Source organism: Phyllobacterium sp. SB3 (genome assembly GCF_040009165.1).
Lineage (GTDB): Bacteria > Pseudomonadota > Alphaproteobacteria > Rhizobiales > Rhizobiaceae > Phyllobacterium.
Map to the genome: position 1 here is coordinate 219,853 of NZ_JBDYKI010000004.1, position 26,261 is coordinate 246,113.

The 26,261-nt window shown below is 53.9% G+C and carries 23 protein-coding genes, 1 tRNA gene and 1 pseudogene; 15 read left to right on the top strand and 10 right to left on the bottom strand.

Annotated features, from left to right (window positions below):
- Positions 1-39 precede the first annotated feature (39 nt).
- Positions 40-846, top strand: a pseudogene (locus tag ABKW30_RS16515) (lysophospholipid acyltransferase family protein); the annotation flags it as partial.
- A gap of 257 nt (positions 847-1,103) precedes the next feature.
- Here ABKW30_RS16515 and ABKW30_RS16520 read toward each other — a convergent pair.
- Complete coding sequence (locus ABKW30_RS16520; protein ID WP_348599996.1) at positions 1,104-2,174, bottom strand: hypothetical protein; 1,071 nt, start codon at positions 2,172-2,174, stop codon at positions 1,104-1,106.
- A gap of 122 nt (positions 2,175-2,296) precedes the next feature.
- Between ABKW30_RS16520 and ABKW30_RS16525 the strand changes: the two genes are divergently transcribed.
- Both ABKW30_RS16525 and ABKW30_RS16530 read left to right on the top strand, forming a co-directional pair.
- Complete coding sequence (locus tag ABKW30_RS16525) at positions 2,297-2,890, top strand: nitroreductase (RefSeq protein WP_348599997.1); 594 nt, start codon at positions 2,297-2,299, stop codon at positions 2,888-2,890.
- 4 nt (positions 2,891-2,894) lie between these two features.
- The gene (locus tag ABKW30_RS16530) at positions 2,895-3,506 is read left to right on the top strand and encodes a flavin reductase family protein (RefSeq protein WP_348599998.1); all 612 of its coding nucleotides are present in this window, start codon (positions 2,895-2,897) and stop codon (positions 3,504-3,506) included.
- Here ABKW30_RS16530 and ABKW30_RS16535 read toward each other — a convergent pair.
- Both ABKW30_RS16535 and ABKW30_RS16540 read right to left on the bottom strand, forming a co-directional pair.
- Complete coding sequence (locus tag ABKW30_RS16535; protein WP_348599999.1) at positions 3,498-4,367, bottom strand: CoA ester lyase; 870 nt, start codon at positions 4,365-4,367, stop codon at positions 3,498-3,500. The two genes, ABKW30_RS16530 and ABKW30_RS16535, sit on opposite strands and share 9 nt — an antisense overlap.
- Complete coding sequence (locus tag ABKW30_RS16540) at positions 4,367-4,822, bottom strand: MaoC family dehydratase (protein ID WP_348600000.1); 456 nt, start codon at positions 4,820-4,822, stop codon at positions 4,367-4,369. The genes ABKW30_RS16535 and ABKW30_RS16540 overlap by 1 nt, the downstream gene beginning before the upstream one ends.
- A gap of 157 nt (positions 4,823-4,979) precedes the next feature.
- Here ABKW30_RS16540 and ABKW30_RS16545 point away from each other — a divergent pair, with 157 nt between their 5' ends.
- The 5 genes from ABKW30_RS16545 to lpdA all read left to right on the top strand — a co-directional run bounded on the left by ABKW30_RS16545 (position 4,980) and on the right by lpdA (position 11,391).
- Positions 4,980-6,128: a DUF2336 domain-containing protein gene (locus ABKW30_RS16545; RefSeq protein ID WP_348600001.1), complete on the top strand. Its 1,149-nt coding sequence runs from the start codon at positions 4,980-4,982 to the stop codon at positions 6,126-6,128.
- 289 nt (positions 6,129-6,417) lie between these two features.
- Complete coding sequence (locus tag ABKW30_RS16550; protein WP_348600002.1) at positions 6,418-7,668, top strand: 3-methyl-2-oxobutanoate dehydrogenase (2-methylpropanoyl-transferring) subunit alpha; 1,251 nt, start codon at positions 6,418-6,420, stop codon at positions 7,666-7,668.
- 3 nt (positions 7,669-7,671) lie between these two features.
- Positions 7,672-8,688: an alpha-ketoacid dehydrogenase subunit beta gene (locus tag ABKW30_RS16555; protein ID WP_348600003.1), complete on the top strand. Its 1,017-nt coding sequence runs from the start codon at positions 7,672-7,674 to the stop codon at positions 8,686-8,688.
- A gap of 1 nt (position 8,689) precedes the next feature.
- Positions 8,690-9,988, top strand: a complete 1,299-nt coding sequence (locus ABKW30_RS16560; RefSeq protein WP_348600004.1) for a dihydrolipoamide acetyltransferase family protein — start codon at positions 8,690-8,692, stop codon at positions 9,986-9,988.
- A 5-nt stretch (positions 9,989-9,993) separates the two neighbouring features.
- Entirely contained in the window at positions 9,994-11,391 is a 1,398-nt protein-coding gene (lpdA, locus tag ABKW30_RS16565; protein WP_348600005.1) for a dihydrolipoyl dehydrogenase, read from the top strand.
- Between the two features lie 169 nt (positions 11,392-11,560).
- Here lpdA and trmFO read toward each other — a convergent pair whose 3' ends face one another.
- A complete protein-coding gene (gene trmFO / locus ABKW30_RS16570) occupies positions 11,561-12,973 on the bottom strand; it encodes a methylenetetrahydrofolate--tRNA-(uracil(54)-C(5))-methyltransferase (FADH(2)-oxidizing) TrmFO (RefSeq protein ID WP_348600420.1) in 1,413 nt (470 codons plus the stop codon).
- A gap of 88 nt (positions 12,974-13,061) precedes the next feature.
- Positions 13,062-14,009, bottom strand: a complete 948-nt coding sequence (locus ABKW30_RS16575) for an aldo/keto reductase (protein ID WP_348600006.1) — start codon at positions 14,007-14,009, stop codon at positions 13,062-13,064.
- A 128-nt stretch (positions 14,010-14,137) separates the two neighbouring features.
- Here ABKW30_RS16575 and ABKW30_RS16580 point away from each other — a divergent pair, with 128 nt between their 5' ends.
- Positions 14,138-14,704 (top strand): hypothetical protein, encoded by a 567-nt coding sequence (locus ABKW30_RS16580; protein WP_348600007.1) that lies wholly within the window; start codon positions 14,138-14,140, stop codon positions 14,702-14,704.
- 152 nt (positions 14,705-14,856) lie between these two features.
- On the opposite strand, the gene ABKW30_RS16585 is transcribed toward ABKW30_RS16580, so the two are convergent.
- A complete protein-coding gene (locus ABKW30_RS16585; RefSeq protein ID WP_081497128.1) occupies positions 14,857-15,003 on the bottom strand; it encodes a DUF1127 domain-containing protein in 147 nt (48 codons plus the stop codon).
- A gap of 253 nt (positions 15,004-15,256) precedes the next feature.
- On the opposite strand from ABKW30_RS16585, the gene ABKW30_RS16590 reads away from it, so the two are divergent.
- The 4 genes from ABKW30_RS16590 (at position 15,257) to ABKW30_RS16605 (ending at position 17,770) form a co-directional block, all read left to right on the top strand.
- Positions 15,257-16,381: a DUF2157 domain-containing protein gene (locus tag ABKW30_RS16590; protein ID WP_348600008.1), complete on the top strand. Its 1,125-nt coding sequence runs from the start codon at positions 15,257-15,259 to the stop codon at positions 16,379-16,381.
- Positions 16,378-16,953, top strand: coding sequence for a GDYXXLXY domain-containing protein (locus tag ABKW30_RS16595; RefSeq protein ID WP_348600009.1), 576 nt, complete (start codon positions 16,378-16,380; stop codon positions 16,951-16,953). The genes ABKW30_RS16590 and ABKW30_RS16595 overlap by 4 nt, the downstream gene beginning before the upstream one ends.
- A gap of 107 nt (positions 16,954-17,060) precedes the next feature.
- Positions 17,061-17,143, top strand: a tRNA-Leu gene (locus tag ABKW30_RS16600).
- A gap of 72 nt (positions 17,144-17,215) precedes the next feature.
- Positions 17,216-17,770 carry a GNAT family protein gene (locus ABKW30_RS16605; protein ID WP_348600010.1) on the top strand — a complete coding sequence of 185 codons (555 nt, stop codon included), beginning with the start codon at positions 17,216-17,218 and terminating at the stop codon, positions 17,768-17,770.
- Here the strand turns inward: ABKW30_RS16605 and ABKW30_RS16610 are convergent.
- On the bottom strand, positions 17,742-18,626 hold the full coding sequence (locus ABKW30_RS16610) for a LysR substrate-binding domain-containing protein (RefSeq protein WP_348600012.1): 885 nt from the start codon (positions 18,624-18,626) through the stop codon (positions 17,742-17,744). The two genes, ABKW30_RS16605 and ABKW30_RS16610, sit on opposite strands and share 29 nt — an antisense overlap.
- Before the next feature lie 115 nt (positions 18,627-18,741).
- Here ABKW30_RS16610 and ABKW30_RS16615 point away from each other — a divergent pair, with 115 nt between their 5' ends.
- Positions 18,742-18,948: a hypothetical protein gene (locus tag ABKW30_RS16615; RefSeq protein ID WP_348600013.1), complete on the top strand. Its 207-nt coding sequence runs from the start codon at positions 18,742-18,744 to the stop codon at positions 18,946-18,948.
- 53 nt (positions 18,949-19,001) lie between these two features.
- On the opposite strand, the gene ABKW30_RS16620 is transcribed toward ABKW30_RS16615, so the two are convergent.
- Positions 19,002-22,166, bottom strand: coding sequence for a multidrug efflux RND transporter permease subunit (locus ABKW30_RS16620; RefSeq protein ID WP_348600014.1), 3,165 nt, complete (start codon positions 22,164-22,166; stop codon positions 19,002-19,004).
- Positions 22,163-23,344 (bottom strand): efflux RND transporter periplasmic adaptor subunit, encoded by a 1,182-nt coding sequence (locus ABKW30_RS16625; protein WP_348600015.1) that lies wholly within the window; start codon positions 23,342-23,344, stop codon positions 22,163-22,165. Before ABKW30_RS16625 ends, ABKW30_RS16620 begins: the two co-directional genes overlap by 4 nt.
- 576 nt (positions 23,345-23,920) lie before the next feature.
- Between ABKW30_RS16625 and tig the strand changes: the two genes are divergently transcribed.
- Positions 23,921-25,345, top strand: coding sequence for a trigger factor (gene tig / locus ABKW30_RS16630; RefSeq protein ID WP_348600017.1), 1,425 nt, complete (start codon positions 23,921-23,923; stop codon positions 25,343-25,345).
- A 73-nt stretch (positions 25,346-25,418) separates the two neighbouring features.
- Here the strand turns inward: tig and ABKW30_RS16635 are convergent, their stop codons facing one another.
- Positions 25,419-26,132: a 3-keto-5-aminohexanoate cleavage protein gene (locus ABKW30_RS16635; protein WP_348600018.1), complete on the bottom strand. Its 714-nt coding sequence runs from the start codon at positions 26,130-26,132 to the stop codon at positions 25,419-25,421.
- Positions 26,133-26,261 lie beyond the last annotated feature (129 nt).

The following is a 26,261-nucleotide window of genomic DNA, read 5'->3' on the forward strand; positions in this document are numbered from 1 at the left end:
ATCGGGATAATCCCCGAAATGAATCTCCGGGGTCTCACGGTGCAGTTTTCCGAACTTTCCTATGCCAACGATACCCAGACGCGATTGACTCAATGGTTGATCCGCTCGATTGAAGCGATCTCCGGCCGTAATCATTATGTCGGGCTTTATAATACTTGGCGAACCGAAATCGTTCCGGCTGGAATAGATGTATTCTGCCGCATGATGGAACTGATCAATGTCAGGCTCGAAGGGCCGGATCAGTGGCCGCCGCAGAACCTTCCAGATACACCGCTGGTGCTTATTGCCAACCATCCATTCGGCATTGGTGACGGTATTGCAGCGCTTGCGCTTGCCGAACAACTGGGCAGGCCGTTCCGTGTTCTTATCAATAATGATCTTTTGAAAGTGCCGGAAATCCGCCCCTATGCCTTGCCCGTGTGTTTCGACGAGACCAAGGAAGCCATGGCTATGAACATGGCGACGCGCAATGAAGCGGTGCGGCTTCTCAAAGAGGGCGTAACGATTGTTGTTTTCCCGGCGGGTGGCGTTGCGACGGCACGCAAGGGTTTTGGCCGCGCTGAAGACTTGCCGTGGAAGATATTCCCCGCCAAACTAATCAGGCAAGCGCAGGCTTCGGTCATCCCGGTTTATTTCGGTGGGCAGAATGGACGATTGTTCCACCTTGCAAGCAAAGTTTCGATGACGCTGCGCATATCGCTACTGATCCGCGAGTTTCGGCGCCTTTCAGGCAAATCCATCAATGTCCGGATCGGCAATATTATCAGCTGGGAAGAGCTGAAGACGCTCGAAGACCGGCAAACATTGCTGCAATATTTGTATAATGCCGTGTTTGCATTGCAGCCGGGTTCTGTAGAGCACCCACCTATCCGTCATCCTCGGGTCAAGAGCCCGAGGATGACGGATAGGTGGTGGAAAACGGTGAGGCTGGTGAATTGCAGGTCTTGTAGTGCGTGGTTCGACAAGCTCACCATGAGGAAGGTGGGTTGTCTGCAAGAACCATTAGGCGTTGCGGGAGCGGCTCTGCAGTGTAAAAAGTCTCCTCATGGTGAGCCTCGTCGAACCACGCAAAACACTATTGCAAGCTGTGTTCCATTGCCCCGTCAGTCCAGCGGCTCTTCACCATCGGCAGGCTGGTTTGGCGTAGCAGCAGTGCTTGCGCCATTTGAAGCGATCACTTCAACATCCTCGTTGCGGCCAGCCACTACCTTGAAGTCACGCTGATAAATCTTGTCCTTGTTCTTGGCGACGATGACATATTCGCCTTCCGCAAGAACCATGGATGCAAAAGCGCCAACGCTTTCCCGCACGATATCGCCTGATGTGGTGAGCACTGACCAAGCCGTATCGGCAAGCGCTTCGCCGCCAGCCTCACGGACCAGCTTCATGGTCATCAGCGCAGCGCGGTGTTCAACATTTGCCTCGGTGATCTTGCCAGCCTCAACGCGGATATCCGAGCGAATGACAGCATTTGCCGTGCCGTAGTTGGAAACGATCTGGTAGGTGCCCGTATTCAGGCGGACAACGCTATCCGGCTTGACGTCAGGGATAATCAGGGCGCGTTCGCCATTGGCGTCTTCGTGATCCTCATAGATCGCAAATCTCAACCGGTCGGGAGGAATGCGGCCGCCGCCAGACAGAACAGCGTTCAGCTTGATCCCGCCTGCGTCGAGAATCATTGTCTCGCTGCGCTTGGCGCGAGTCATGGAAATGCGTTTGGTAGCGCCAGCACGGCCGAAGGCGACATGGATCAGGTAGCTGCCGGGCGCAAGATTGAACGAAGTAGTGCCACCTTTGGCTGTAGCCAAAAGGCTCAGCTTTCCATCCGGCCCGGGCTCGGGCGAAAAGACCCGCCACACCAAACCACGACTGATCGCGTCGCTCTCTTCAGAGAGTTTTGCCGTAAGAACGAGTTCCGGCTCGTTGATAAGCGGGCTGTTTTGCGGCGCCTTTGGATTGGCATATTCATTCAAATTGGGAATTTTCGGCAAATCGCCTTTGCCAGCGGGCGGTGCGATATTGGGTAGTTCGAGTGGTGCGGTTTCCGGCAGGTCCTGCGTAAGCGATTGCGCGAAACCAGCAGGTGCAGTTAATGCCACACAGGCAAATGCAACGACAGCAAACAAAGGTTTGCGGAGAATGCTGCCTGCGGCAATTGTCTGGAATACGCCCATGCAAGCTTTTGATCCAAGCCGGTGGCAATTTCAAGGCTTTTCTCAATCTCGTGTCTTTACTTGGCTGATAAAACGAAGCCATTGTCCGCGCAGTATTACAACAGGGTCGTTTCGATTACTCCATGAACACATCTGCATCCACGTCAGTGCTCGATTTTCTATCGACAAGAAGTTCCACACCAATCTCTGCCATTGGTCTTCCAGCGCCATCGGACGAAGAGATTCGCAAGATCATCACCATCGCTTCGCGGGTACCGGACCATGGCCGTCTAACACCTTGGCGCTTCATTCTTTATCGGGGTGATGCTCGCGTTGAAGTCGGAAAATATCTCGCAGAGCTTTGCGAAGAGCGGGAAGGCCCGCTGACGGAGCAGCGCCGCGAACAGGAACTGAAGCGATTTGCCCGTGCTCCGCTGGTTATCGGCGTCGTTTTCTCTCCAGTTGAACATCATATTCCCGAATGGGAACAGTTCCTTTCCTCCGGTGCTGCGGCCATGAAACTATGCCTTGCCGCCAACGCACTGGGATATGTCACAAACTGGATCAGCAACTGGTATTCTTCGGATGAGAAGGGTCGGGCGCTGCTCGGACTTGCTCCGCATGAGCGGGTAACAGGTTTTGTTCACATCGGAACCTGCGCACAGAAAGTGCCTGAACGGCCGCGTCCTGAGATCGATGCGGTGCTTTCCGAATATTCAGGCCCCTGGAAGGGCTGATAGTATGTTTTACAAATACAATGACGGGCACGGCCTTCCGCATGATCCGCTGAAGGCAATCGTTGCGCCGCGCCCGATCGGCTGGATATCCAGCAGATCCAAGACGGGCGCGATCAATCTCGCGCCTTTCTCGTTCTTCAACATGATCAGCACAAAGCCGTGTCTCATCATGTTCTGTTCGGAGGGCTACAAGGACAGCGTTGCCTTTGTTGAAGAGACAGGCGAGTTCGCGGCCAATCTGGTCAGCAGTCACCTTGCGGTTGCGATGAATGCAAGTTCGGTGAATGCGCCGCGTGGCACCAGCGAATTTGACTATGCCGGGCTGACACCGGCAGATTGTGAATTGATCACCGCGCCGCGCGTGGCCGAAGCTTTTGCAACACTGGAATGTGTGGTGACAGAGATTCGCCAGCCTAAAGACCGCAACGGAAATCCGGTTACTGCAATCATGGTGACCGGCGAAGTGGTCGGGGTGCATATCAGCGAAGACGTTCTGACCGATGGCCTTGTTGATATCACCAAGTCCAAGCCGGTTTCCCGGCTCGGCTATATGGATTTCGCCACCACGGAGGCGACATATCAGATGTTCAGGCCCAAATGGGGCGAATCAAAGTGATCTTGCTCTGGTAACAAGCCGCTCCGCCCTTTTCAGATGCGGCCGGTCGAACATTTTACCGTCAATACCTATAACGCCCGCCGAGGGATTATCCGCAAAGGCTGTAATGATGCGTTCTGCCTGCTCGATTGCTTCGGCCGAAGGGGTAAATACCTGATTGATAACCGGAACCTGAGCCGGGTGGATTGCCAGCTTCGCTGTGAAACCATCGCGTGCGGCCTCTGTGCATTCGCGGATCAGCCCTTCTTCATTGCGATAGTCGATATATACCGTGTCTATGGCTGCGACATCGGCGGCAGAAGCACCGAGAATTGTGACTGCACGGGCCATGCGGAATACGTCTGTGTAACGCCCGGCTTCATCCCGCACGGCTGTTGCGCCGATAACAGCGGACAGGTCTTCTGCACCCCAGCTGAGGCCAATCAGACGTTTTGAAGCATCAGGATAGGTTCCGGCAGAAAGCGTGCCAATCGCAGTCTCGGTGATGATTGCAATGATCTGCGTAACGCCTTCGGCAAGTCCCGTCAGCGCCTCATGCACATTCAGTTTGGTCGAGAGCTGCGTTACATCCTTACCACTATTGGATTTGGGAAGAAGAATACCAACAGGTAGGGATGGCATGACTGCGGCAAGGTCATTATCAGCAAGACCGCTGGAAAGATCATTGATGCGGACGAAAAGCCGGGGCGCTGATTTGCCATGGTTTGATTTCAGAAAATCAGCTGTAATTTGCCGGGCTGCTGCTTTGCGCTCCGCACTTACAGAATCTTCAAGGTCAATCAGCAAAACGTCAGCTTCGCTGGTCAGGCCTTTTTCGAGCTTCTTCTCCGAATCGCCGGGTACAAACAGTAGCGAGCGCATCAGGCAGCACTCTTGGATTTCATCATGGCTTGCCGCGTGCATTTTGCGACGAGAACACCGTGCTGGTTAAAGGCACGATGCTCGAATTCAACAATTCCACGATCCGGCTTGGATTTGGACGGGCGCGTTGAAATGACCTGTGTTTCCACGTGCACCGTATCGCCATGGAACAGGGGCGAAGGAAAGGTCACATCTGTCATGCCAAGATTGGCAATCGTCGTGCCGATGGTGGTATCGTTTACGGAAATTCCAATCATTAAACCCAATGTAAACAATGAGTTGACGAGAGGTTTCCCCCATTCGGTCTTGCTGGCGAAGTCAAAATCAATGTGAAGCGGCTGGGTGTTCAAGGTCATGACCGAAAACAGCATGTTGTCGCTTTCGGTGATTGTCTTGCGAAGCGCATGATTGAAGACGTGCCCAACCTCAAACTCTTCCAGATACAAGCCAGCCATAATCGAACCTCCGCAATGATTTTGCCGGAGACTATGACGGCATTGGGCAGTTCGCAACAGGGCTACACCGTCCATCGTGGTTAATGAATATGGTGAACCGATCGTAAACCTTTTTCCGCTAGTCTCGATCCAGAAGAAAAATCGGGGGCGCTAAGGGATGCCGATACAGCACTATCTCAGGATGATCGAGAATGCGTCGGTGGCGCAACGTTGTCATGCCACGGCTGCCTTGGCGCATATCTATCTGCATTCCGAGCTTGAACATGACGAGCGTTGCGCAACAGAAGCTGTACTTACTTTGCTTCTGGACGATCCTTCGCCAAAGGTACGGCTCGCACTTGCGGAGGCCTTTTCAACGAGCGTGCGTGCACCGGCCCATATTGTTGCCAGCCTTGCGCGCGACCAGATTGAAATCTCGACTTATATTCTCGGCCGTTCGGTCCTTTTAAACGATAGCGATCTGATTGATTGCGTCGCCGGTGGGTGCGGCAAGGCGCAACGTGTCATTGCGAGCCGGGCAAGGGTGTCGCCAACGGTTTGTGCCGCGATTATCGAAGTAGGCGAGACAGATGCTGTTCTCGAACTTCTCGCCAATACACAGGCGAAAATCATGCCGGTAAGCTACCGCCGCCTGCTTGAGCGCCTCGGGCATATTGCGGAAGTGCGATCTCTATTGGTTGATGATGAGCGGCTTCCAGCAGATTGCCGTCATATGCTGGCTGTGAGAACAGCAGAAGCGCTATGTCAGATGGATATCGTTCAGGCTTTGATGGGCAGCCGCAGGGCAGAGCGTATTACCCAAGACGCTTGTATGAAAGCTTCCATCGATCTCGTCGCTGCAACGCCTATCGAAGAGTATCCGGCTCTGGTCGAGCATCTGCAACTGCGCGGAGATATCACAACCGCCTTTGTCATTCGGGTTGCAGCTACAGGAAAGATCGACTTTTTTGGTGCAATTCTGGTCGCGTTGTCAGGATACAAGCATAGCCGTGTTCGCAGCTTGCTCATTGATGGGCGACCGCATGTGCTGGGCGCATTGCTGAGTGCTGCCGGTTTGTCTGAAAGTACGCACTCATTATTGTGCATCGCTGTTCAAGCTTGGCGGGACATCGCAAATGGCAAGCGCAAGCTTGGCCTCCATGAGATAGTCGGCTCCATGATGGCGCAGATCACCGATATGGACAGGCATGCGGAGACGATTCCCGTAGCTGCCAATGACGATATGCTTTCACTGCTCAATGGCATTTATCGCGATGCAATAAGGGAAAATGCCCGCCGGAATATGCTTTTGATTGCAGCCGCATAGGTATTTCCAGCGCGGATTGAATATTTCATTACAAAATATCGTGGCTGTTTGAATGAAATAACCGATGCGCCATATCAGAACCGGCGCATCGTTGCTTTTTTATTGACGGTGAAAGTAGCTCTTTCTGATAAGCCGTAGAATAATATAAATGATATCATTGGCTTATCGCTGATTTCTGATTTAAATTCTTGCTTTTCAAGAACCGGCTCCGCGAAACGGGCGTTGCCGCCACGCCAGTCTTTTATGCTACTATGGACAAAAGGCATAAATTGATTGGGAGGTCTGCGTAATGTCGGACGATGGTATTGTTGAAGAGTTTGGGCCGCTAAGTCTCCACGTCCCGGAACCGGCGGTGCGTCCGGGCGGCGAACCGGATTTCTCCAACGTAACATTTCCCGATGCAGGCTCGGTAAGACGGCCGGACGTTGACACCAATCCCGAAGATATGCGTGACCTCGCATTCTCCATTATCCGCGTGCTCAATCCTGAAGGTGAAGCTGTCGGACCTTGGGCCAATCTGCTGACCGATGACCAACTGGTCGAAGGCCTGCGCCACATGATGACGCTGCGTACATTCGATGCACGCATGCAGATTGCACAACGGCAGGGCAAGACCTCGTTCTACATGCAGCATCTGGGCGAAGAGGCAGTCAGCTGTGCTTTCCGCAAGGCGCTGGTGCAGGGTGACATGAATTTCCCGACCTATCGTCAGGCTGGTCTTTTGATCGCGGGTGAATACCCGATGGTTGAGATGATGTGCCAGATCTATTCCAACGAGCGCGATCCATTGAAGGGCAGGCAACTGCCGATTATGTATTCATCGAAGGAACACGGGTTCTTCTCGATTTCCGGCAATCTGGCCACCCAGTACATTCAGGCTGTTGGCTGGGCCATGGCTTCGGCGATCAAGAAGGATAGCAAGATCGCAGCGGCATGGATCGGTGATGGTTCGACCGCTGAGTCTGACTTTCACGCTGCGCTGGTCTTTGCGTCGACCTACAAAGCACCAGTGGTTCTCAATATCGTCAATAACCAGTGGGCTATCTCGACATTTCAGGGCATTGCGCGTGGCGGTTCGGGCACTTTTGCGGCGCGTGGCCTTGGTTTTGGTATTCCGGCACTGCGCGTCGATGGCAATGATTATCTTGCTGTTTTCGCTGTTGCTCAGTGGGCGACAGAACGCGCCCGCCGTAATCTCGGGCCAACGCTAGTTGAATATGTGACTTACCGCGCTGGAGCGCATTCCACATCGGACGATCCGTCCGCCTACCGGCCAAAAATGGAATCCGAAGCTTGGCCGCTTGGCGACCCGATCATGCGTTTGAAGAACCATTTGATTGCACGCGGTGCATGGTCGGAAGAGCGGCACACTCAAACCGAAGCGGAAATACTCGATACGGTTATCGCTGCGCAGAAAGAAGCCGAAAGCTTTGGAACATTGCATGCGGGTGGCAAGCCTTCAGCCCGCGATATGTTCGAGGGTGTCTATGAGGAAATGCCTCCGCATCTCCGCCGTCAACGTCAGCAGGCGGGGGTTTAATCCATGCCACGTAAAACAATGATCGAATCCATTCGCGACGCGATGGATACAATGATGGAACGCGACGAGAATGTGGTCGTGTTCGGTGAGGATGTCGGGTTTTTCGGCGGCGTTTTCCGCTGTACGCAAGGGTTGCAGGCAAAATACGGCAAGACACGCTGCTTTGATGCGCCGATCAACGAAGCCGGTATTGTCGGCGCTGCAATCGGCATGGCCTCTTATGGCTTGAAGCCATGCGTTGAAATCCAATTCGCTGATTATGTTTATCCGGCCTATGACCAGATTGTTTCGGAGGCTGCACGCCTGCGCTATCGCTCCAATGGTGATTTCACCTGCCCGATGGTCGTGCGCATGCCAGTCGGCGGAGGTATCTTTGGTGGTCAGACCCACAGTCAGAGCCCCGAAGCGCTGTTCACGCATGTTTCAGGTTTGAAGGTCGTCGTGCCGTCTAATCCATACGACGCCAAGGGCTTGCTGATCTCGGCAATCGAAGACCCGGACCCGGTAATCTTCCTTGAACCCAAGCGCATTTATAACGGTCCATTCGATGGTCATCACGACCGGCCAGTTACGCCATGGTCGAAGCACGATCTCGGTGAGGTGCCGGACGGCCATTATACAGTGCCGCTGGGTAAGGCGATCAAGCGCCGTGAAGGTTCGCAACTGACGATCCTCACCTATGGAACCATGGTCTATGTAGCCGAGACCGCAGCGGCCGAGCACAATATCGATGCGGAAATCATCGACCTGCGCACATTGCTGCCGCTCGATCTCGAAACAATCATCGAGTCCGTATCAAAAACCGGGCGCTGCATTGTCGTGCATGAGGCAACGTTGACCTCAGGCTTTGGGGCCGAACTTGCGGCGCTGGTGCAGGAGCACTGCTTCTACAAGCTTGAAGCGCCGGTAGCGCGCGTTGCTGGCTGGGATACGCCTTATCCGCATGCGCAGGAGTGGGACTATTTCCCCGGTCCGTCGCGCGTTGGACGCGCGCTCGTTGAAACGCTGGAAGGACTCTGAAATGGGCGAGTATGTCATCAAACTGCCGGATGTTGGCGAAGGCGTTGCAGAAGCTGAACTGGTCGAATGGAATGTGAAAGTCGGCGATCTGGTGCGCGAGGATATGGTTCTCGCTGCCGTGATGACCGACAAGGCAACGGTCGAAATTCCATCGCCAGTTGATGGCGAGATTATCTGGCTTGGCGGCGAGATCGGTGAGGTCATCCCGATTGGCTCGCCCATCATCCGCCTGAAGATCGAAGGTGAGGGGCATGCCGTCGCCGTTGAGCCAGCCAAGCCTGTAAAGGCTGAAGCGCCAGCGCCTGCGGACAAGCCAGTTGAAGCAGCAAAACCAGAGAGAAAACCGGCTCTTGCGCCAAAGCCTCAGGAGGCATCAAAACCGGCATCTGCCAAGCCTGTCTTCAATACGAGCGCGCCACGCGGTGAGGGCGAAAAGCCTCTTGCTTCTCCCGCTGTAAGGCAGCGCGCCCGTGACAATGGTGTCGATCTGCGTCAAGTCAGCGGGACGGGTCCAGCTGGCCGGATCACTCATGAAGACCTTGATGGTTTTTTCTCGCGAGGCGCCCAGAAACCCGGTGTTGCAGCGCTCAGCCCTGACAACTCCGTCAAGGAGATCAAGGTTGTCGGGCTTCGCCGCAAGATTGCCGAGAAGATGGCGATTGCAAAATCACGCATACCGCACATTACCTATGTCGAAGAAATCGACGTTACGTCGCTGGAAGAATTGCGCGCAGCTCTGAACACAAAGAAGCGCCCGGATCAGGCCAAACTGACCATTTTGCCATTTCTTATGCGTGCAATGGTCAAGGCTATTGCCGACCAGCCGCAACTCAATGCGCTATACGATGACGAGGCGAATATTATTCATCAGCATGGCGGCGTCCACATCGGCATTGCAGCTCAAACGCCGGGCGGGCTTGTGGTGCCGGTCGTCAAACATGCCGAGGCAAGAACGCTTTGGGATTGTGCTGCCGAGGTCAATTTGCTCGCAGATGCGGCAAAGACCGGCACAGCTACACGCGAACAGCTTAGCGGTTCGACCATCACGATCACTTCGCTTGGAAGCATGGGCGGCGTTGTAACCACGCCCGTCATCAACCACCCGGAAGTGGCAATCATCGGTGTGAACAAGATCATGATCCGGCCGATGTGGGATGGTACTGCTTTCATACCGCGCAAGATGATGAATCTGTCGTCAAGCTTCGATCACCGGGTGATCGACGGCTGGGATGCAGCCGTGTTTATCCAGCGCATCAAGGCGCTTCTCGAAACACCAGCCATGATATTTGTTGAGGACTGAGACCCATGAAGGATATTACCTGCAAATTGCTGGTTATTGGCGCTGGTCCGGGCGGCTATATCTGCGCTATTCGCGCCGGGCAGCTTAATATTGATACGGTTATCGTGGAAGCTGCCAAAGTGGGTGGCACCTGTCTGATGGTTGGTTGCATTCCTTCCAAGGCGCTGATCCATGCGGCGGACGAATTTGCCAAGGTTGCGCATTTCGCGGCAAAGCAGACGCCGCTGGGCATATCGGTGAGCGATCCGGCAATCGACTTCACGCAAACAATCGCTTGGAAGGATGGCATTGTCAGCCGCCTCAACAATGGTGTTGCCGGTCTTTTGAAGAAGGCCAATGTAAAGATCGTGACGGGAACGGCAAAATTCCGCGACGGAAAAACTGTCGAAGTTGAAACCTTGACTGGCCAGCAGATCATTCGCGCCGAGAATATCGTCATCGCAACTGGTTCCGCGCCGGTGGAAGTGCCGACATTGCCCTTCGGCGGTAATGTGATCTCATCAACGGAAGCACTTTCACTTGAGACGGTTCCGGAAAAACTGGTCGTTGTTGGTGGCGGCTACATCGGTCTTGAACTTGGCACTGCCTATGCCAAGCTTGGCTCGAAGGTGACTGTTGTTGAGGCGCAATCGAAGATTTTGCCTCAGTATGATGCAGAGCTGACAAGGCCAATTGTCAAGAATCTCAATGCTTTGGGTGTAACTGTTCTTACAGGCGTTAAAGCAAAGGGCATGAGCGCAAAGGGTGATGCGCTTCTCATTGAGAAGGCTGATGGCAAGGACGACAAGATTGCCGCTGACAAAGTACTGGTGACTGTCGGGCGCAAGCCAGTGACGACAGGTTGGGGGCTTGAGGAAGTTGATCTCGATATGGACGGCAAGTTCGTGCGGATCGATGACAAGTGCCGCACGTCAATGCGGGGGGTCTATGCCATCGGCGATGTGACTGGTGAACCCATGCTGGCGCATCGTGCAATGGCGCAGGGCGAAATGGTTGCGGAGATCGTTGCCGGACATAATCGCAGCTGGGATAAGCGGGCGATTGCAGCCGTGTGCTTTACTGATCCTGAGATCGTGACTGTTGGCCTTTCGCCGGAAGAGGCGAAACAGGCGGGTCATGAGGTCAAGATTGGCCTGTTCCCGTTTGCCGCCAATGGCCGCGCCATGACGCAGGAAGGCGAAGAAGGCTTCGTGAGAGTTGTTGCCGCTGCCGGCAATCATCTCGTGCTTGGCATTCAGGCAGTTGGAACTGGCGTTTCGGAATTGTCGGCTTCGTTCGCGCTGGCTTTGGAAATGGGAGCGCGTCTCGAGGATATTGCGGGAACGATCCACGCTCATCCGACACAGAGCGAAGGTTTCCAGGAGGCAGCATTGAAAGCGTTAGGACACGCACTGCATATTTAAGTGCGATTGCAATGGTGCTGTGCGTGCTTCGACAAGCTCAGCATGAGGAAGGTGGTCTGGTGGCAGGGCTTAAACCGTGCAACGCTTATGGTTCGTTCTGCAAAGCCCAAATCACCTCATGCTGAGCTTGTCGAAGCACGCACAGTGTCACCGCTAAAGAATAAGTGGATTACTCGGCAGCCTGTGCAACAGCAGGCAGGCCGAGCCAAGCCCGGCAATCCGCCAATGCTCTGGCGCTCATGGCGCGTTTCTTGGCGTTGGTTTTATCCTTGCCGCGCAAACGCTTGCCTTCCGATGTAGTAGGCGCTTCGATCGGGGGGAAGAGGCCGTAATTGACATTCATGGGCTGGAATGAGCGCTTGCCGGGTTCTTCGTCAGAAACAATGTGGCCGCCGGTTATGTGGCCGAGCAAAGCACCGAAAGCAGTGGTCGCCGGAGGCGGTGTAACTGGCTGGCCAAGACGCTCTGCAATCATGAAACGGCCAGTGAGAAGTCCGATAGCGGCGGACTCGACATAACCTTCGCATCCCGTGATCTGTCCGGCAAAACGCAAGCCTTGCCGGGATTTCAGCTGCAATGTCGGATCAAGCAGGAGCGGCGAATTCAGATAGGTGTTGCGATGCAAACCACCTAGACGCGCAAATTCCGCATGCTCCAAGCCCGGAATCATGCGGAAAATGTCAGTCTGCGCGCCATATTTCAGCTTTGTCTGGAAACCGACCATATTGTAGAGCGTGCCAAGCGCATTATCCTGACGCAGCTGCACCACCGCATAGGCCTTGACTGTTGGATTGTGAGCATTGGTCAAGCCCATCGGCTTCATCGGACCATGCCGCAAAGTCTCTGAGCCACGCTCCGCCATGACCTCAATCGGCAGACAGCCATCGAAATAGGGTGTACCTTCCCATTCCTTGAATTCGGTCTTGTCGCCTGCGATCAAAGCCTGAATGAAAGCTTCATACTGCTCTTTCGACATGGGGCAGTTGATATAATCCTTGCCGTTACCACCGGGGCCGACCTTATCGTAGCGCGACTGGAACCAGCAGGTGTTCATGTCGATGGAGTCGAAATGTACAATTGGGGCAATGGCATCGAAAAAAGCGAGGGAGTCTGCGCCGGTCTCATTGCCGATAGCTTCCGCCAATGACGGCGCTGTTAGCGGGCCGGTAGCAATGATCACCTTGTCCCAATCTGCGGGCGGCAGGCCGGTGATTTCCTCACGTTCGATGGTGATAAGTGGATGCGCTTCGATCTTTGCTGTAACGGCTTGCGCAAATCCATCGCGATCCACCGCAAGCGCACTGCCTGCGGGAACCTGATGCGCGTCGGCGGAAGCGATAATCAGCGAATTGGCAAGGCGCATTTCCGCATGAAGCACGCCAACGGCGTTGGTTTCGGCATCATCCGAGCGGAAGGAATTGGAGCAAACCAATTCGGCAAGGTCCTGCGTCTTGTGGGCATCCGTGCCGCGCACGGGGCGCATTTCATGCAGGATGACAGGAATTCCAGCCTCTGCAAGCTGCCATGAAGCTTCGGAACCGGCGAGACCGCCGCCAATAATGTGTACGGGTTTGTGTGACATGGCGCACCAATAGTCTTTTTGATTGCATGCTTCAATGGAAAAGCCGCCACGGATTACTGTGACGGCTTTCATTTCGTGTATGGCAAAATCAGGCGCTGGCAGTATCCAGCGTCGCCAGATCGTCCTTGCTGAGTTCCAGAGTCGCGGCCTTGATGAGGCTATCAAGCTGTTCGAGCGATGTTGCACTGGCAATAGGCGCGGTTACACCTTCGCGGTGAATGATCCAGGCCAACGCAACCTCGGCCTGCTTCGCCTTATGCTTGTCGGATAGATCATCAAGCGCTGCAAGAATGCGATTTCCGCGAGGGTTGAGGTAATCCTTCACGCCGCCGCCACGCGGGCTTTTGCCTAGGTCTGCCTCGCTGCGGTATTTGCCGGAGAGAAAACCCTTCGCCAGACTGAAATACGTGATGACGCCGATATCTTCAGCAATGCAGAGGTCGCGCAATGGCCCGTCATAGCTTGCGCGGTCGTAGAGATTATACTCAGGCTGCAATACATCGTAGCGATGCAGGCCCTTGTTTTTTGCAACGTCGAGCGATTCCCGCAATTGATCCGCGTCGAGATTGGAGCAGCCAATAGCTTTAATTTTGCCTGCTTTCAGCAGTTTCTCGTGGGCGGCAAGTGTTTCTTCATATGGTGTATCGGGATCGGGCCAATGGGACAGGTAGAGGTCGATTGCGTCGACTTGCAGGCGTTTCAAGGAAGCTTCGGCAGCTTTGGCGATATAGGCAGGTGACAGGTCCTTTTTGCCCTGACCCATATCAGAGCCAACCTTGGTGATAATCACCACCTTGTCGCGTGCTTTGCGCTCTTTGATCCACTCACCGATGATGGTCTCGGACTCGCCGCCTTCGTTGCCCGGAACCCAGCGGGAGTAAGCGTCGGCCGTATCAATGGCGTTGAGACCGGCATCGACAAACCGGTCAAGCAGATCAAAGGAGGTTTTCTTGTCTGCGGTCCAGCCAAAGACGTTTCCGCCAAAGACCAATGGGGCGATGGTGAGGCCTGTGCGGCCAAGGCGACGTTGTTCCATGATGAACTCCCGGGGATTTTTTGAGGTGGGAGTTTCAATGTAGGGCCGGACGGCGGTGGTTTCCACCCCGCCATTGGTTACCACACGATTTCGTCAGGAGGTTGATAAGCGTTTCGGTGTATTCTGCCATGATGAAACACGCTTTTCTCGCCCTGTTACCGGCTCTGTTACTGGTATCCATATCGGATGCACATGCCCAGAGTTTCAGTGTCTGCCATGGCTATGGCTGCACATTCAAAACCGCCGTGACCCTGACACCCGCCGAGCGGAGCAAAATTGCTTCCATTATGAATGGCGGGCGCAGATCAGCGGGGGCCGAACGTGCTGCTGTGCGAAAGGCAGTGCAGATATTTGAGCGTCGCAGCACAGACGTGATTGGTATCAGGGATCGACCGAAAATGGATTTCGGCAAAGGGCGTGAAAAAGGACAGATGGATTGCGTAGACGAGTCGACGAATACCACGCACTTTTTGACTTATCTGCAGAGGGCTGGCCTCTTGCGCCATCATACCGTTGGAAACCGGGACTCGCGTGGAAACTTCGTCGATGGTCGCTACCCGCACTTCACAGCCGTGCTTAGGGATCGCGCGGGAACATTTTGGGCTGTCGACTCCTGGTACGAGCCCGCAGGCGGGCCGCCGGATGTCATGCGTTTATCAGAATGGCAGGGGCGGGGATATGACGGGCAGCGCTGAGGAGGAGCGTGCCTCATAAACAACAACACCCACCGCGGGAGGAGGTGCGGTGGGTGTCGTTAATTAAAGACCGGCTGGGAGGAGGAGTGCCGGACTTTGATCGCGGAGGCTTTGGGAGGAGGTAAAGCCCCGGCGATATTCTTTTTACGCTATTAGCGTACTGCGGACTTCTTGGCGACGAACGGGATGTCCGAACGGGCAATGCCCAGATCGCTAAGTTCACGTGTCGACAGGCGGTTCAATTCAGTAACCGTGTCGCGATAACGGCGCCAGTTGCTGTAAGAGCGGATAAGGTTCATTTCAATCACCACTTCGGTTTGTTGTTTGGTTGATCACTCTTGATCGTTGAACTGAAGATAGTGCATGACCCTCCAAAGTTGCAGAGACAAGATTGCAGATCAGCTATGCAAATGCTGCATTGCATCATTAATCGATTTTAATTGTTGCAGTGCACAAAATTGTGGAAGCAGTAATTCAGCCGATCACGGGTGGTAATTGCGTTTTGTCCGTCGCTGGCGTTATTTGAAGTCATGCAAGACTCAGGAGCACTTCGTGGCATTTTCGATTGGCATTAAAAAGCACATTGCCCGCTGGCAGCAGGCCGGCCTGATTGACGAGGTTACGGCTGATCTTTTGCGCAAGGACGTGGAGAAAACCCGCTCCGGCTTCGGTCTTGGCGGAATTCTGGCCGTGCTTGGCGCCGTGCTGCTTGGTGCTGCAATCATATCGCTCGTCGCGGCGAACTGGGAGGCAATGCCACGTCTTGTTCGCGTGGTCATGATCATTTCGGTGCTGTGGATCGGTTTTGTTGGCGGTGCCTGGCGCGCTAGTCTCGGCGATAAAATATTCAGTCAGGTACTCTACCTGATTGCAGCGATTACGTTTGGCGCTGGAATCGCATTGATCGGCCAGATGTATCACCTGTCCGGCGAGGCTTCTGATGCCGTCCTGCTCTGGATCGCTGGTACGATGATTGCAGCTTTCTGTCTGCGCTCCGGAGTGCTGGTTATCGCAGCTGTTGCAACGACAGCGCTGTATATCCTGATCATTCTGGACGAAAATATGAAAAGCCAGACCTATTTGTGGCTTGTGCCACTGCTGCTTTTTATCAGTGCCGGACTGGCCTGGTACGCTAAAGCTGGGCTGGCTCGCCACTTCATTGCATTAACAGCCATCACCTATGTATTCGTTGTCTGGGCAGATATGAATGATGCAACGGTTCTGTGGATTGCAGCTGCGGCAGGTTCGGCACTTTTTCTTGCGGACACATTTCTGACCAATATGGTTGAACGTTTTTCCGGTTGGTCGAAAGCGCTGGCCGGATATGGTTTCCTCATGCTGATCATCACATTGGGTCTGTTTCAGTTCGATTTTTTTGACAATATTTTCAGCAGTACCACGAAGGGTAATGAGGTCGTATCTGCTGTTGCAATTCTGGCCTCAGCAATAGGTGGTCTAACGTTATCCGGATATCGCAATCTGGCCGTCAGATGGTTGTCTTATACCGTATTCTCTTTGGAAGTGCTGTATCTGGCATTCAAGACGATCGGTACGCTCATCGGAACGGCGAGCTTCTTCTTGTGTGCCGGTGTGCTGGTTCTGCTGCTGGCGGCCTTTGTCGTGCGGATGGAAAGAAGGCTTCAAGCGAAAACCGCAGCGGCGCAGGGAGCAGCATGATGTTCACAGGCAAGCGCATTATCTGGCTCGGAATTATCGTGGCACTGCTGCAATCGGGTGCCCTGTACGCGATGGTCGAGCAGCGGGCGTCTATTCTGCGCGGTGGCAAAGATATCATCCTGCTGAGCGAGCCCATAGACCCACGCGATTTCCTGCGCGGCGATTACGTGACGCTTTCCTACGATATCTCCAGTATCAGCGCTGATAAAATATCCGGCAGCCGACCGGAAGTAAGCGGCCTGATTGACGTTTATGTCACGCTGGTCAAAGGCTCAGATGATCGTTGGAGCTTTGCGAGTGCTTCGTGGGAGGCACGTTCTGACCTCAAGCCTGAAGAAGTGCAGATACGGGGGCGCATGATGAATTATGGTTATTTAGCTCCGGACAGCACTTATCGTGTGAATTACGGCATAGAGCGCTACTATGTTCCCGAAGGCCAGGGAATCGCTATCGAGGAACAGCAGCGTGAGCGCAAGATTGATGTTGTCGTTGCCGTCTCGGATGAGGGAGAGGCGCAAATCCGCGCTCTGCGAAGTGATGGCAGCGTTCTTTACGAAGAGCCTCTCTATTAGAAATGCCGGTTGAGAATATTACTGTAAAAACCCGGCTTTTTCCTTTGACCCTTGAAAAGACGGTGCTATAGAGACGCGCGCTTGAGGTTCGGCTACGTGCCTCGGATGCGGATATGGCGAAATTGGTAGACGCACCAGATTTAGGTTCTGGCGGGAGACCGTGGGGGTTCGAGTCCCTCTATCCGCACCACAAATATTCCCGACACATTGAGAATACGGCACTGCTTCTGTAAGTTGCGCATGCGTGGGGGAAGTCCTGATAATGATCGAAACAAGCCGTCTTTTGTTGCGTCCGCAGCGCATTGGCGATTTCGAATCCTATAAGGCAATCTGGGTGAATGATCCGAATATAGGCGAGGACGTGCCAATATTACCCGGCCTGACAGAAGAGCAAATTTGGGACAGGCTACTACGCTGGCTCGGGCATTGGGCAATTTTTGGTTATGGCCCGTTGCTTGTTGTTGATCGCCAGACCGGAGAGCTGATCGGCGAGACAGGAGTTGCACGGTTCCATCGCGGCAATGGCCCTTCATTTGATGGCGTGCCCGAGGCTCTGTGGCGAATTAAGTACACGAAACATGGCCAAGGGCTGGCGGCTGAAGCTGCACACGCTGCCTTTAACTGGTTCGATACGCAGGGCATTTCAGCACGCACGGTCTGCATGATCGATCACTGGAATCATGCTTCGTTGAAGCTGGCCGGAAAGCTCGGCTTTAAAGAATTTTCGCAGGCAGTTTACAAAGGCAACAATGTTTTGCTGCTTGAGCGGATTATCGCCGATCAGGCAATTACGTCGGGGTACAAGCGCAGGAAATAATCCAGTCCCGGAACAATTTCACTTTCGTCGGTAATTGCTTGCTGGCGGAATAAACCAGATAATAGTTGGAGCCGGTCGAGGCATCGATATCGAACAGTTTGACTAGCGTTCCTGCTTCGATCTCGTTCTGGAAAAAAGCTCCTGAGACCAGACCGACACCGCCGCCGGATAAAGCCAGCCCGCCAATGATCTGTTGAGTGTCGATATCCACACCGGGTCTCGTCATTGTTAGCGGACCTTCAACGCCAGCCTCGCGAAACCACGTAGGCCACCAATTATCGTTTGGAGTTATAAGGTGGTAGTTGAGAAGATCCGCCGGTTTTTCAGGTCTGCCGTGGCGTTCGAGATAAGCGGGGCTGGCTAACGGGGTGAAACCGCCGGATAAAAGCCAATGCGATGTCATCCCCGGCCAAGTGCCGCTACCGCTTCTTATGCCGCAATCGATACCTTCGGCATCATAATCCAGCAGTCGGGACGAAATATCGAACCTTACAGAAAGCTCGGGGTGCAAATCCTGAAAGTCGGTAATGCGCGGTGTCAGCCAATTGCTGGCAAAGGTGTGGATGACTGAAACGACAAGCACGGAGTTTTGTTCTTCACGAATGCTGCGGAAAGTCTCACCCATGTCTGCCAGAGCGCGACGTATGACCGGCGCTATCGTTTCGCCCTTCGGTGTCAGGATAACGCCGCGTGCAAGACGCTGAAACAAGGGGGCTCCGGCGTAATCTTCGAGCAGCCGGATCTGATAGCTGACCGCAGATTGGGTCATGTTAAGCTCGTCAGCAGCTTTCGTGAAATTCTGCAGCCGCGCTACGCAATCAAAGACCCGGATGGCGCCAAGGGGTAGGGATGACATGTTGACCCATTAAATTTACTGATGGCTTGCCGCTCAATTCGCGTTGGTGCTCCCAACAATAAGGTACTACATCTCTCAACACAACAGCACATCTAATAGCTCGATGGAGAGTGTAATGACCGAATTGCGATTTTTCGGGCTGAGTTCGTTTGCGATTTTGTGGGCGGGTTTGGCCAAACAGACTTCAGCGCCAGTAGGCGATGCGTCTGATTTGAATGCCTACATGCTGCGCGATTTGAATCTGACGCCAAGCCAGCGCGCATCTGTTACATATAAGAGCCGGGACATGCTTTCTCCAGCTTACAGATATCGCCTGCCTTGAACCTGCGGACCAAAGTAAAAAGCGCGGGGCTGTTATGACTCCGCGCTTTTTTGTTAATGCGCTGCAGCTTGCTCTGCGACAGGTTTCCTTTTGCGCCGGAATGATCGGAGCACAACGTAGAACACCGGTGTCAGGAACAGACCAAAGAAGGTAACGCCGAGCATTCCGGAGAACACGGCTGTTCCCAGCGACTGACGCATTTCCGCGCCGGGGCCGGTTGCAATCATCAGTGGTACAACACCAAAGATAAAGGCGAAGGCGGTCATCAGGATCGGCCGCAGACGCAAGCGGCTGGCCTCGATGGCCGCTTCAACAGGCGTAGCGCCCTCATCCTCATGCTGCCGGGCAAACTCGACAATCAGGATCGCGTTTTTCGCCGCCAGACCAATCAGCACCACGAGACCAATTTGCGTGAGGATGTTGTTATCCATACCTCGCAATGCCACGCCTATCAGTGCTGCAAGCACGGCCAGCGGAACGATCAGGATAATTGCCAGAGGCAACACCCAACTTTCATACTGGGCCGAAAGGGCAAGGAAGACGAAGATGACCGACAGAGCGAAGATGAACACTGCCGTGTTGCCGGTAGCGCGTTCCTGAAAGGCGAGTTCCGTCCAGTTGAACGTCGTGCCTTGCGGGAGCGTTTTGGCTGCCAGCGCCTCCATCTGGTCGAGAGCAGCGCCAGTTGACACGCCGGGAGCGGCATTACCCTGCAATGGTACAGACACATACATATTGTAGCGCTGCACCAGAGAAGGACCGGTTGTGTCTCTGATTTCAATCAGCGTGCCAAGCGGAACAAGTGCTCCAGTGGCCGAGCGTACTTTCAGAGCAAGAATGTCCTGCCGATCCAGACGGAACTGCTGATCTGCCTGCGCACGCACCTGATAAACGCGCCCGAAGGCATTGAAATCATTGACGTATGAGGTTCCAAGATTTGTCGAAAGTGTTTCAAAGATATTCGGAATTGGAACATTCAACGCCCGTGCCTTGTCACGGTCCACTTCAAGGAAGTATTGCGGGCTGGAAGCGGAGAAGGTCGTGAAAACGCCAGTCACACCGGGTGTCTGCGCTGCTTCGCCCATCATCTGATAGGCCAGAGCCAGCACACGGCGCATGTCGGAACTGTCACGATCCAGCAACTGCATCTTGAAGCCGCCGGAATTGCCGATACCGCTAATCGCAGGTGGTGGCACGGCGATAATGAAAGCTTCCTGAATGCTCTGAAGACTTCCATAAAGCTGACCGATAATCTGGTTGGCGTTATGCCCTTCTTCAAGCCGGTTCTCGAAGGAGTCGAATGCTGCGAATACCACGCCGGAGTTCGACGCATTGGTGAAGGTGGCACCGTTGAAACCGGAAAAGGCTACAGCATTCTTCACGCCCGGTACGTCGCGAACGATCTTCGATACCTTTTCAATGACAGCATCCGTACGATTTAGCGAAGCTCCGTCCGGCAACTGCACAACCACAATGGCGTAGCCCTGATCCATCGTCGGAATAAAGCCGCGGGGAACTGAAGTTGCCATGTACCAGGTAGCGACAAGCAGCCCGACAAAAACCAGCAGGGAAGCCGCAATGCCGATGAATGAACTGACGAGGTGACGAATGACCCACGAATAGCCGTTCGCCATCTTGTCGAAACCGGTATTGAAGCCATTGGCCAATGTCCGGCCAAAACGGGCGACAGGATTGTTCGATTCCTTATGGTTGTGCGGCCGCAAAACAATCGCAGCCAAAGCTGGCGAGAGTGTCAGCGAGTTGAGGGCAGAGATTGCAGTCGCGACCGCGATAGTGATGGCGAATTGCAGATAGAACTGCCCCGTAATGCCGGGGATGAAGGCAGTCGGCACGAAAACAGCAATCAGAACCAGCGAAATGGCGATGACAGCGGTGCCGACCTCATCCATTGTCACGTGCGACGCTTCCTTGGGCGTCATGCCGGTTGCAAGGTTTCGCTCAACATTTTCGACGACCACGATGGCGTCGTCGACCACAATGCCGATGGCAAGAACCAATCCAAACAGGGTGAGCATGTTGAGCGAGAAGCCGAAGGCAAGCAGCAATGCCAGTGTTCCGATGAGGGAAACCGGAATTGCCACAATCGGAATGATCGCTGTACGCCAGGATTGAAGGAAGACAAGCACGACGAGTGCCACGAGGATAACGGCCTCGATGATCGTCTTGTACACTTCATTGATCGATTCAGCGATGAATTCGGTGGGATTATAAACAATGTCGTAGGTCAGCCCGTCAGGAAAGTCCTTCTTCAGCTCTTCCATTGTGCTGCGAATTGATTCCGCAGCGGCGAGGGCGTTGGTGCCCGGGCGGCTGAAAATACCCAAGGCAACCGCAGGACTGCCATTCAGATATGAGTTGGTGACATAGTCTTTTGCACCAAGCTCAATGCGCGCCACGTCCTGCAACTGCACCAGACGACCGCTTTCTGTCGCCTTGACAATAACATAGCGGAACTGTCGGGCATCGCTGAAACGGCCTTCGGTAGTGACTGTATACTGGAACGCATTGGTACCCGATGAAGGTGGGCCACCTATGGAACCGCCCGAAACCTGCACGTTCTGGTCACGCAGCGATTGCACCACGTCACTCGATGTCATGCCATAGGCTGAGAGTTTTTCAGGGTCGAGCCAGATACGCAGGGAGTATTCGCGTTCACCGAAGATGATCAGATCGCCGACACCATCCAGACGCAACAATACGTCGCGCACGCGGGAGCGCGCATAGTTGGACGCATAAAGCTGGTCATAACGACCATTTGGCGAAAGAATATGCACGACCATCATCAAATCAGGTGAACTTTTGGTGGTAGTGATACCAAGACGGCGGACTTCTTCTGGAAGGCGCGGCTCGGCAATGGACACCCGGTTCTGAACAAGAACCTGTGCCTTATCAAGATCGGTCCCGAGCTTGAACGTAACAGTCAAAGCCATCGAACCATCGGCGGTCGAATAGGAGGACATATACAGCATGTCCTCGACGCCATTGATTTCCTGCTCGATGGGCGTTGCCACCGTATTGGCAATGGTTTCGGCATCGGCACCCGGATAAGAGGTGCGGATGATGATGGTTGGAGGTGCTATTTCAGGATACTGCGCAACTGGCAGCTGTGTATAGGCAATGCCGCCGACGATCAGCAAGACGATAGATAGAACGCTCGCAAAGATTGGCCGGTCAACGAAAAAGTGCGCGAATCTCATTGCGCAGCTCCCGCCGCCTTGGTCGCGTCAGCGGTCGCAGCCTCCGGTGGCAGGACAACCAGTTCCGGCTTGACCTTCGCACCCGGGCGGATGCGCATCAGGCCATTCACGACGATTGTTTCATCGCCAGTCATGCCGGAACGGATGACGCGGTAACCGTAAAGCTTCGGTCCAAGACGAACCGGCTTTGGTGTAACTGTGCCATCTTCGCTGACTGTGAAGACGATGCGTTCATTCTGGTCGGAACCAATAGCCTCGTCCGGGATCAGAATACCCTTATAGCTATTGGATGCTGCAACATCGACACGGCCGAACAGGCCGGGTTGCAAGATGAATTTCGGGTTGTCGAAGCGTGCCCGCACGCGCATCGTTCCCGTCTGGTCGTCCAGACGGTTTTCAGCAAAATCGACTTTACCCTTCACAGGTGGCTCAGCGGAATCCGTCAGCCGGACCGTTACTTCCAGCCCCGCGGCACCTTCCTGCAATGTGCTGCCATTTTCACGTGCGGTACGTGCGTAGGAAAGCAGGTTGCGCTCATCGACGTTGAAGTAGAAATCAATCGGGTCGAGGGAAACGATTGTCGTCAAAATCGTCTGGTCCGGCTGGACGAGATTGCCGACAGAGATAAGACGGCGATCAATGCGACCGCTCAATGGAGCAGTAATTTTCGTATATTCAAGATCAAGCTGTGCCCGGGCCAGAGCTGCCTCTGCGCCACGGACATTAGCCTGAGCGGAGATGAAATCACGGCGCCGGTCATCCAGCTGCGATGCGGAGAGAGTACCGCTTGCGGCCAGAGACTCGGTGCGGTTGAACTGCGCTTCGGCATAAACGAGAGTCGTCTTTGAGACCTCAAGCGAGGCTTGGGCTTGCGATAGTGCTGTTTCGAAGGGACGCTGATCGATCGTAAACAGCGGATCGCCCTTTTTGACCAGTGCGCCGTCAGTGAACTCGATCTTGTCGAGATAACCGGCAACACGTGAGCGAATGGACACTTCATCGACGGCTTCGAAGCGACCAATGAACTCATCACTGTCTACAACGTCGCGAACGACTGGCTTTGCAACCGATACCGGGGGAGGCGGCGGCGCTGCTGCTTCCTGTGCCAATGCAGCACCCGAGGAAAGGAGAGCGGCTGTCAAACCGAACTTGAGTGTAGTTAAAAGCGATCGTGACAAAGGGTAGGCCTCCATGACTGTAAGACGTCCCGTGCGTGTCGCAAAGATGCAGCAACTTCGGCTGAAATAAACAAAATCAATACCATCTTTGCGAACGATCAGGTCGAGTAGAGCAAAGTCAGATAATGTCGGCTGGGAACGTTTGCGAGAGGGCGCTGCACAATTTTAACACAGTGCAGCCATAATTAATTCAATCCGAAAAAGTCCCCACCTGCATAGATTTGCACAGTTCCAATTTCTTGTCACCTTGCAATCTCCGGCTGCAACCGTGCTGCACGATGCTATTTTGCCCGCCTGCATGGCTCTGCCATTGATTTTTATACCTGAGCCGAGTAAAGGGAGCGACCAGTCGGTGAAGGTGCGATTTCTCACCCAACTTTGTGCCACAGTCTGTAATACAATGCGTGGCACAAATCGAGAGTTGGGTTGGAAATACGGCAATAAAATCAACGTGGATGACGAAGCCAAGGCTTGCTCATCTGCACCCGGAGCCACATAGGCAACAGTTTTTCTCCCGCAATTTGGCGAACGAGCCGGTGACGGCGGGACAAATGTTAAAAAAGTGAAGGTTTGGACATGCAGGTTACTGAAACGCTCAATGAAGGGCTGAAGCGCGAGATCAAGGTCGTTGTTCCGGCCAAGGATCTGGAAGCAAAGCTTTCCGAACGCCTCCAGGGTGCAAGCGCAAAGGCGCGCATCAATGGCTTCCGTCCCGGCAAGGTGCCAATGAGCCACCTTCGCAAGATGTACGGCAAGTCGTTCATGGCTGAAGTCGTCAACGAAATCCTGAGCGATTCTTCGCGCACCATTCTTTCGGATCGCAACGAAAAGTCAGCTACACAGCCTGAAGTCGTCATGACTGAAGACGAAAAAGAAGCTGACAAGGTTCTTTCCGGTGAAGCTGATTTCGAATTCTCGCTGAATTACGAAGTTCTGCCAGCGATAGAAATCAAGGACACTTCAAAGATCAGCATCACCCGCGAGATCGTTGATGTTTCCGATGAGGAAGTCGAAGAGCAGGTCAAGCGCGTTGCAAGTTCTGCCCAGACCTTCGAAACCAAGAAGGGCAAGGCTGAAAGCGGCGACCGCGTTACCATGGACTATCTCGGCAAGGTCGACGATGTTCCTTTTGATGGCGGTGCGGACAGCGACGCAACGCTGGTTCTCGGCTCCGGCCAGTTCATTCCGGGCTTTGAAGATCAGCTGATCGGCGTCAAAGCTGGCGATGAAAAGCAGATCAAGGTTACTTTCCCGGCAGAATATCAGGCTGCTCACCTTGCAGGCAAAGACGCAACCTTCGACATCACTGTCAAGGAAGTTGCAAAGCCAGGTGAACTCGAAATCAACGACGAAACTGCAAAGAAGCTCGGCATCGAAAGCGCTGATCGTCTGCGTCAGGTTATCCGCGAGCAGATCGAGAGCCAGTACGGTTCGTTCACACGTCAGAAGGTCAAGCGTCAGATTCTCGATGCTCTGGACGGCGAGTACCAGTTCGAATCGCCAGAACGCCTGATCAATGCCGAGTTCAACAACATCTGGGCTCAGATCGGTCAGGACCTCGCACAGGCTGGCAAGACTTTTGAAGACGAAGACACAACGGAAGAAGAAGCCCGCGCAGAATATCGCAAGCTTGCTGAACGCCGCGTACGTCTTGGTCTCGTTCTTTCCGAAATCGGCAACAAGGCCGGTATCGAAGTGACCGAAGAAGAAATGCAGCGCGCTGTTTACGATCAGGTTCGTCAGTATCCAGGTCAGGAACAGCAGATCTATGAATTCTTCCGCAAGACTCCGGAAGCAATCAACAATCTTCGCGCTCCAATCTTCGAAGAGAAGGTTGTCGATCACCTGCTGGCCAGCATCAACGTTACCGACAAGAAGGTAACGAAAGAAGAGCTGATGGCTGATGACGAGTCGGAAGAAAAGTCCGGCGAAGCCAAGAAGCCTGCCAAGAAAGCAGCGCCGAAAAAGGCAGCCAAGAAAAAGACTGAAGACGAAGCATAAGCTTCTCGTCTGCAGCTTCTCAAAGCAATACTGAAAACGGCTCCGCAATGCGGGGCCGTTTTCTTTTACCAAATCACCAGACGAGATTTACCGCGGTCTGGATCAGTTCGGCATTATCTCTGGCCATCTGGCCGGAGGGCAGGCGATTGTAGTCCTCAAGACCAATGCGACTGTCAAATTTCTTTACCATCGCCTCCCGATAAATTGGCCAGACACTTGCTTCGTCACCATGAAGTAATATGGGCAAGTTGATACCGGCATTCTTCAGAACGTTCTGAATGTCGTTGGCTACCTTGAGCCCTTCTTCGATGTCTTGCTCAAGGATTTCGATCAGTACGCGCAGGCATTGATCTGCATTATTCAACCTTACAAATCGTTCCGCATCGCTGATAGACCAGAGACCAGCCTCTACACCGATGCCTTTGCTAAAAACCAGAGACATCAAGTCGCTTGCATCTTCTTCTATGAGATTGATTGAAACGTAATCTGGCAGTGTTTCCCAATGATGGATCGGCTCATGTCGGGCTCTTCCGACCGGCGCAATACTCCACTGTGTGGAAAGGCCGATTGGAACCGAGGGCACTACTTCGCGAATTGTCCGCAATGTGTTGGCAACAATGACTGGATCGAGAGTCTCCATTCCGTCCGGGCCGCGTGGATGAATGTGCAGTTCCTGTGCGCCGGCAGCAACAACCAGCTCTGCGTCTTTAGCAAGTTCAGCACCCGAGAACGGCACGGCTGGGTGATAGTCCCGCATGCGTGCACCATTGAGGCAGGCTTGTAACATCTGTGCTTCTCCACTCTTCAGTAAGCTTATGATAGCGGAGGCGGTGCTGACAGCATTCTGTCAGGAAAACTTGAAATGCCGTTTTTATGGTTTTCCTTTAATGACTACCGGCGATAGAAGTTTGCAATT

Bases quoted from the DNA above. Each gene is read 5' to 3' on its own strand.
- ABKW30_RS16520 (WP_348599996.1), bottom strand. From the start codon at position 2,174: ATGGGCGTATTCCAGACAATTGCCGCAGGCAGCATTCTCCGCAAACCT.
- ABKW30_RS16525 (WP_348599997.1), top strand. From the start codon at position 2,297: ATGAACACATCTGCATCCACGTCAGTGCTCGATTTTCTATCGACAAGA.
- ABKW30_RS16530 (WP_348599998.1), top strand. From the start codon at position 2,895: ATGTTTTACAAATACAATGACGGGCACGGCCTTCCGCATGATCCGCTG.
- ABKW30_RS16535 (WP_348599999.1), bottom strand. From the start codon at position 4,367: ATGCGCTCGCTACTGTTTGTACCCGGCGATTCGGAGAAGAAGCTCGAA.
- ABKW30_RS16540 (WP_348600000.1), bottom strand. From the start codon at position 4,822: ATGGCTGGCTTGTATCTGGAAGAGTTTGAGGTTGGGCACGTCTTCAAT.
- ABKW30_RS16545 (WP_348600001.1), top strand. From the start codon at position 4,980: ATGCCGATACAGCACTATCTCAGGATGATCGAGAATGCGTCGGTGGCG.
- ABKW30_RS16550 (WP_348600002.1), top strand. From the start codon at position 6,418: ATGTCGGACGATGGTATTGTTGAAGAGTTTGGGCCGCTAAGTCTCCAC.
- ABKW30_RS16555 (WP_348600003.1), top strand. From the start codon at position 7,672: ATGCCACGTAAAACAATGATCGAATCCATTCGCGACGCGATGGATACA.
- ABKW30_RS16560 (WP_348600004.1), top strand. From the start codon at position 8,690: ATGGGCGAGTATGTCATCAAACTGCCGGATGTTGGCGAAGGCGTTGCA.
- lpdA (WP_348600005.1), top strand. From the start codon at position 9,994: ATGAAGGATATTACCTGCAAATTGCTGGTTATTGGCGCTGGTCCGGGC.
- trmFO (WP_348600420.1), bottom strand. From the start codon at position 12,973: ATGTCACACAAACCCGTACACATTATTGGCGGCGGTCTCGCCGGTTCC.
- ABKW30_RS16575 (WP_348600006.1), bottom strand. From the start codon at position 14,009: ATGGAACAACGTCGCCTTGGCCGCACAGGCCTCACCATCGCCCCATTG.
- ABKW30_RS16580 (WP_348600007.1), top strand. From the start codon at position 14,138: ATGATGAAACACGCTTTTCTCGCCCTGTTACCGGCTCTGTTACTGGTA.
- ABKW30_RS16585 (WP_081497128.1), bottom strand. From the start codon at position 15,003: ATGAACCTTATCCGCTCTTACAGCAACTGGCGCCGTTATCGCGACACG.
- ABKW30_RS16595 (WP_348600009.1), top strand. From the start codon at position 16,378: ATGATGTTCACAGGCAAGCGCATTATCTGGCTCGGAATTATCGTGGCA.
- ABKW30_RS16605 (WP_348600010.1), top strand. From the start codon at position 17,216: ATGATCGAAACAAGCCGTCTTTTGTTGCGTCCGCAGCGCATTGGCGAT.
- ABKW30_RS16610 (WP_348600012.1), bottom strand. From the start codon at position 18,626: ATGTCATCCCTACCCCTTGGCGCCATCCGGGTCTTTGATTGCGTAGCG.
- ABKW30_RS16615 (WP_348600013.1), top strand. From the start codon at position 18,742: ATGACCGAATTGCGATTTTTCGGGCTGAGTTCGTTTGCGATTTTGTGG.
- ABKW30_RS16620 (WP_348600014.1), bottom strand. From the start codon at position 22,166: ATGAGATTCGCGCACTTTTTCGTTGACCGGCCAATCTTTGCGAGCGTT.
- tig (WP_348600017.1), top strand. From the start codon at position 23,921: ATGCAGGTTACTGAAACGCTCAATGAAGGGCTGAAGCGCGAGATCAAG.
- ABKW30_RS16635 (WP_348600018.1), bottom strand. From the start codon at position 26,132: ATGTTACAAGCCTGCCTCAATGGTGCACGCATGCGGGACTATCACCCA.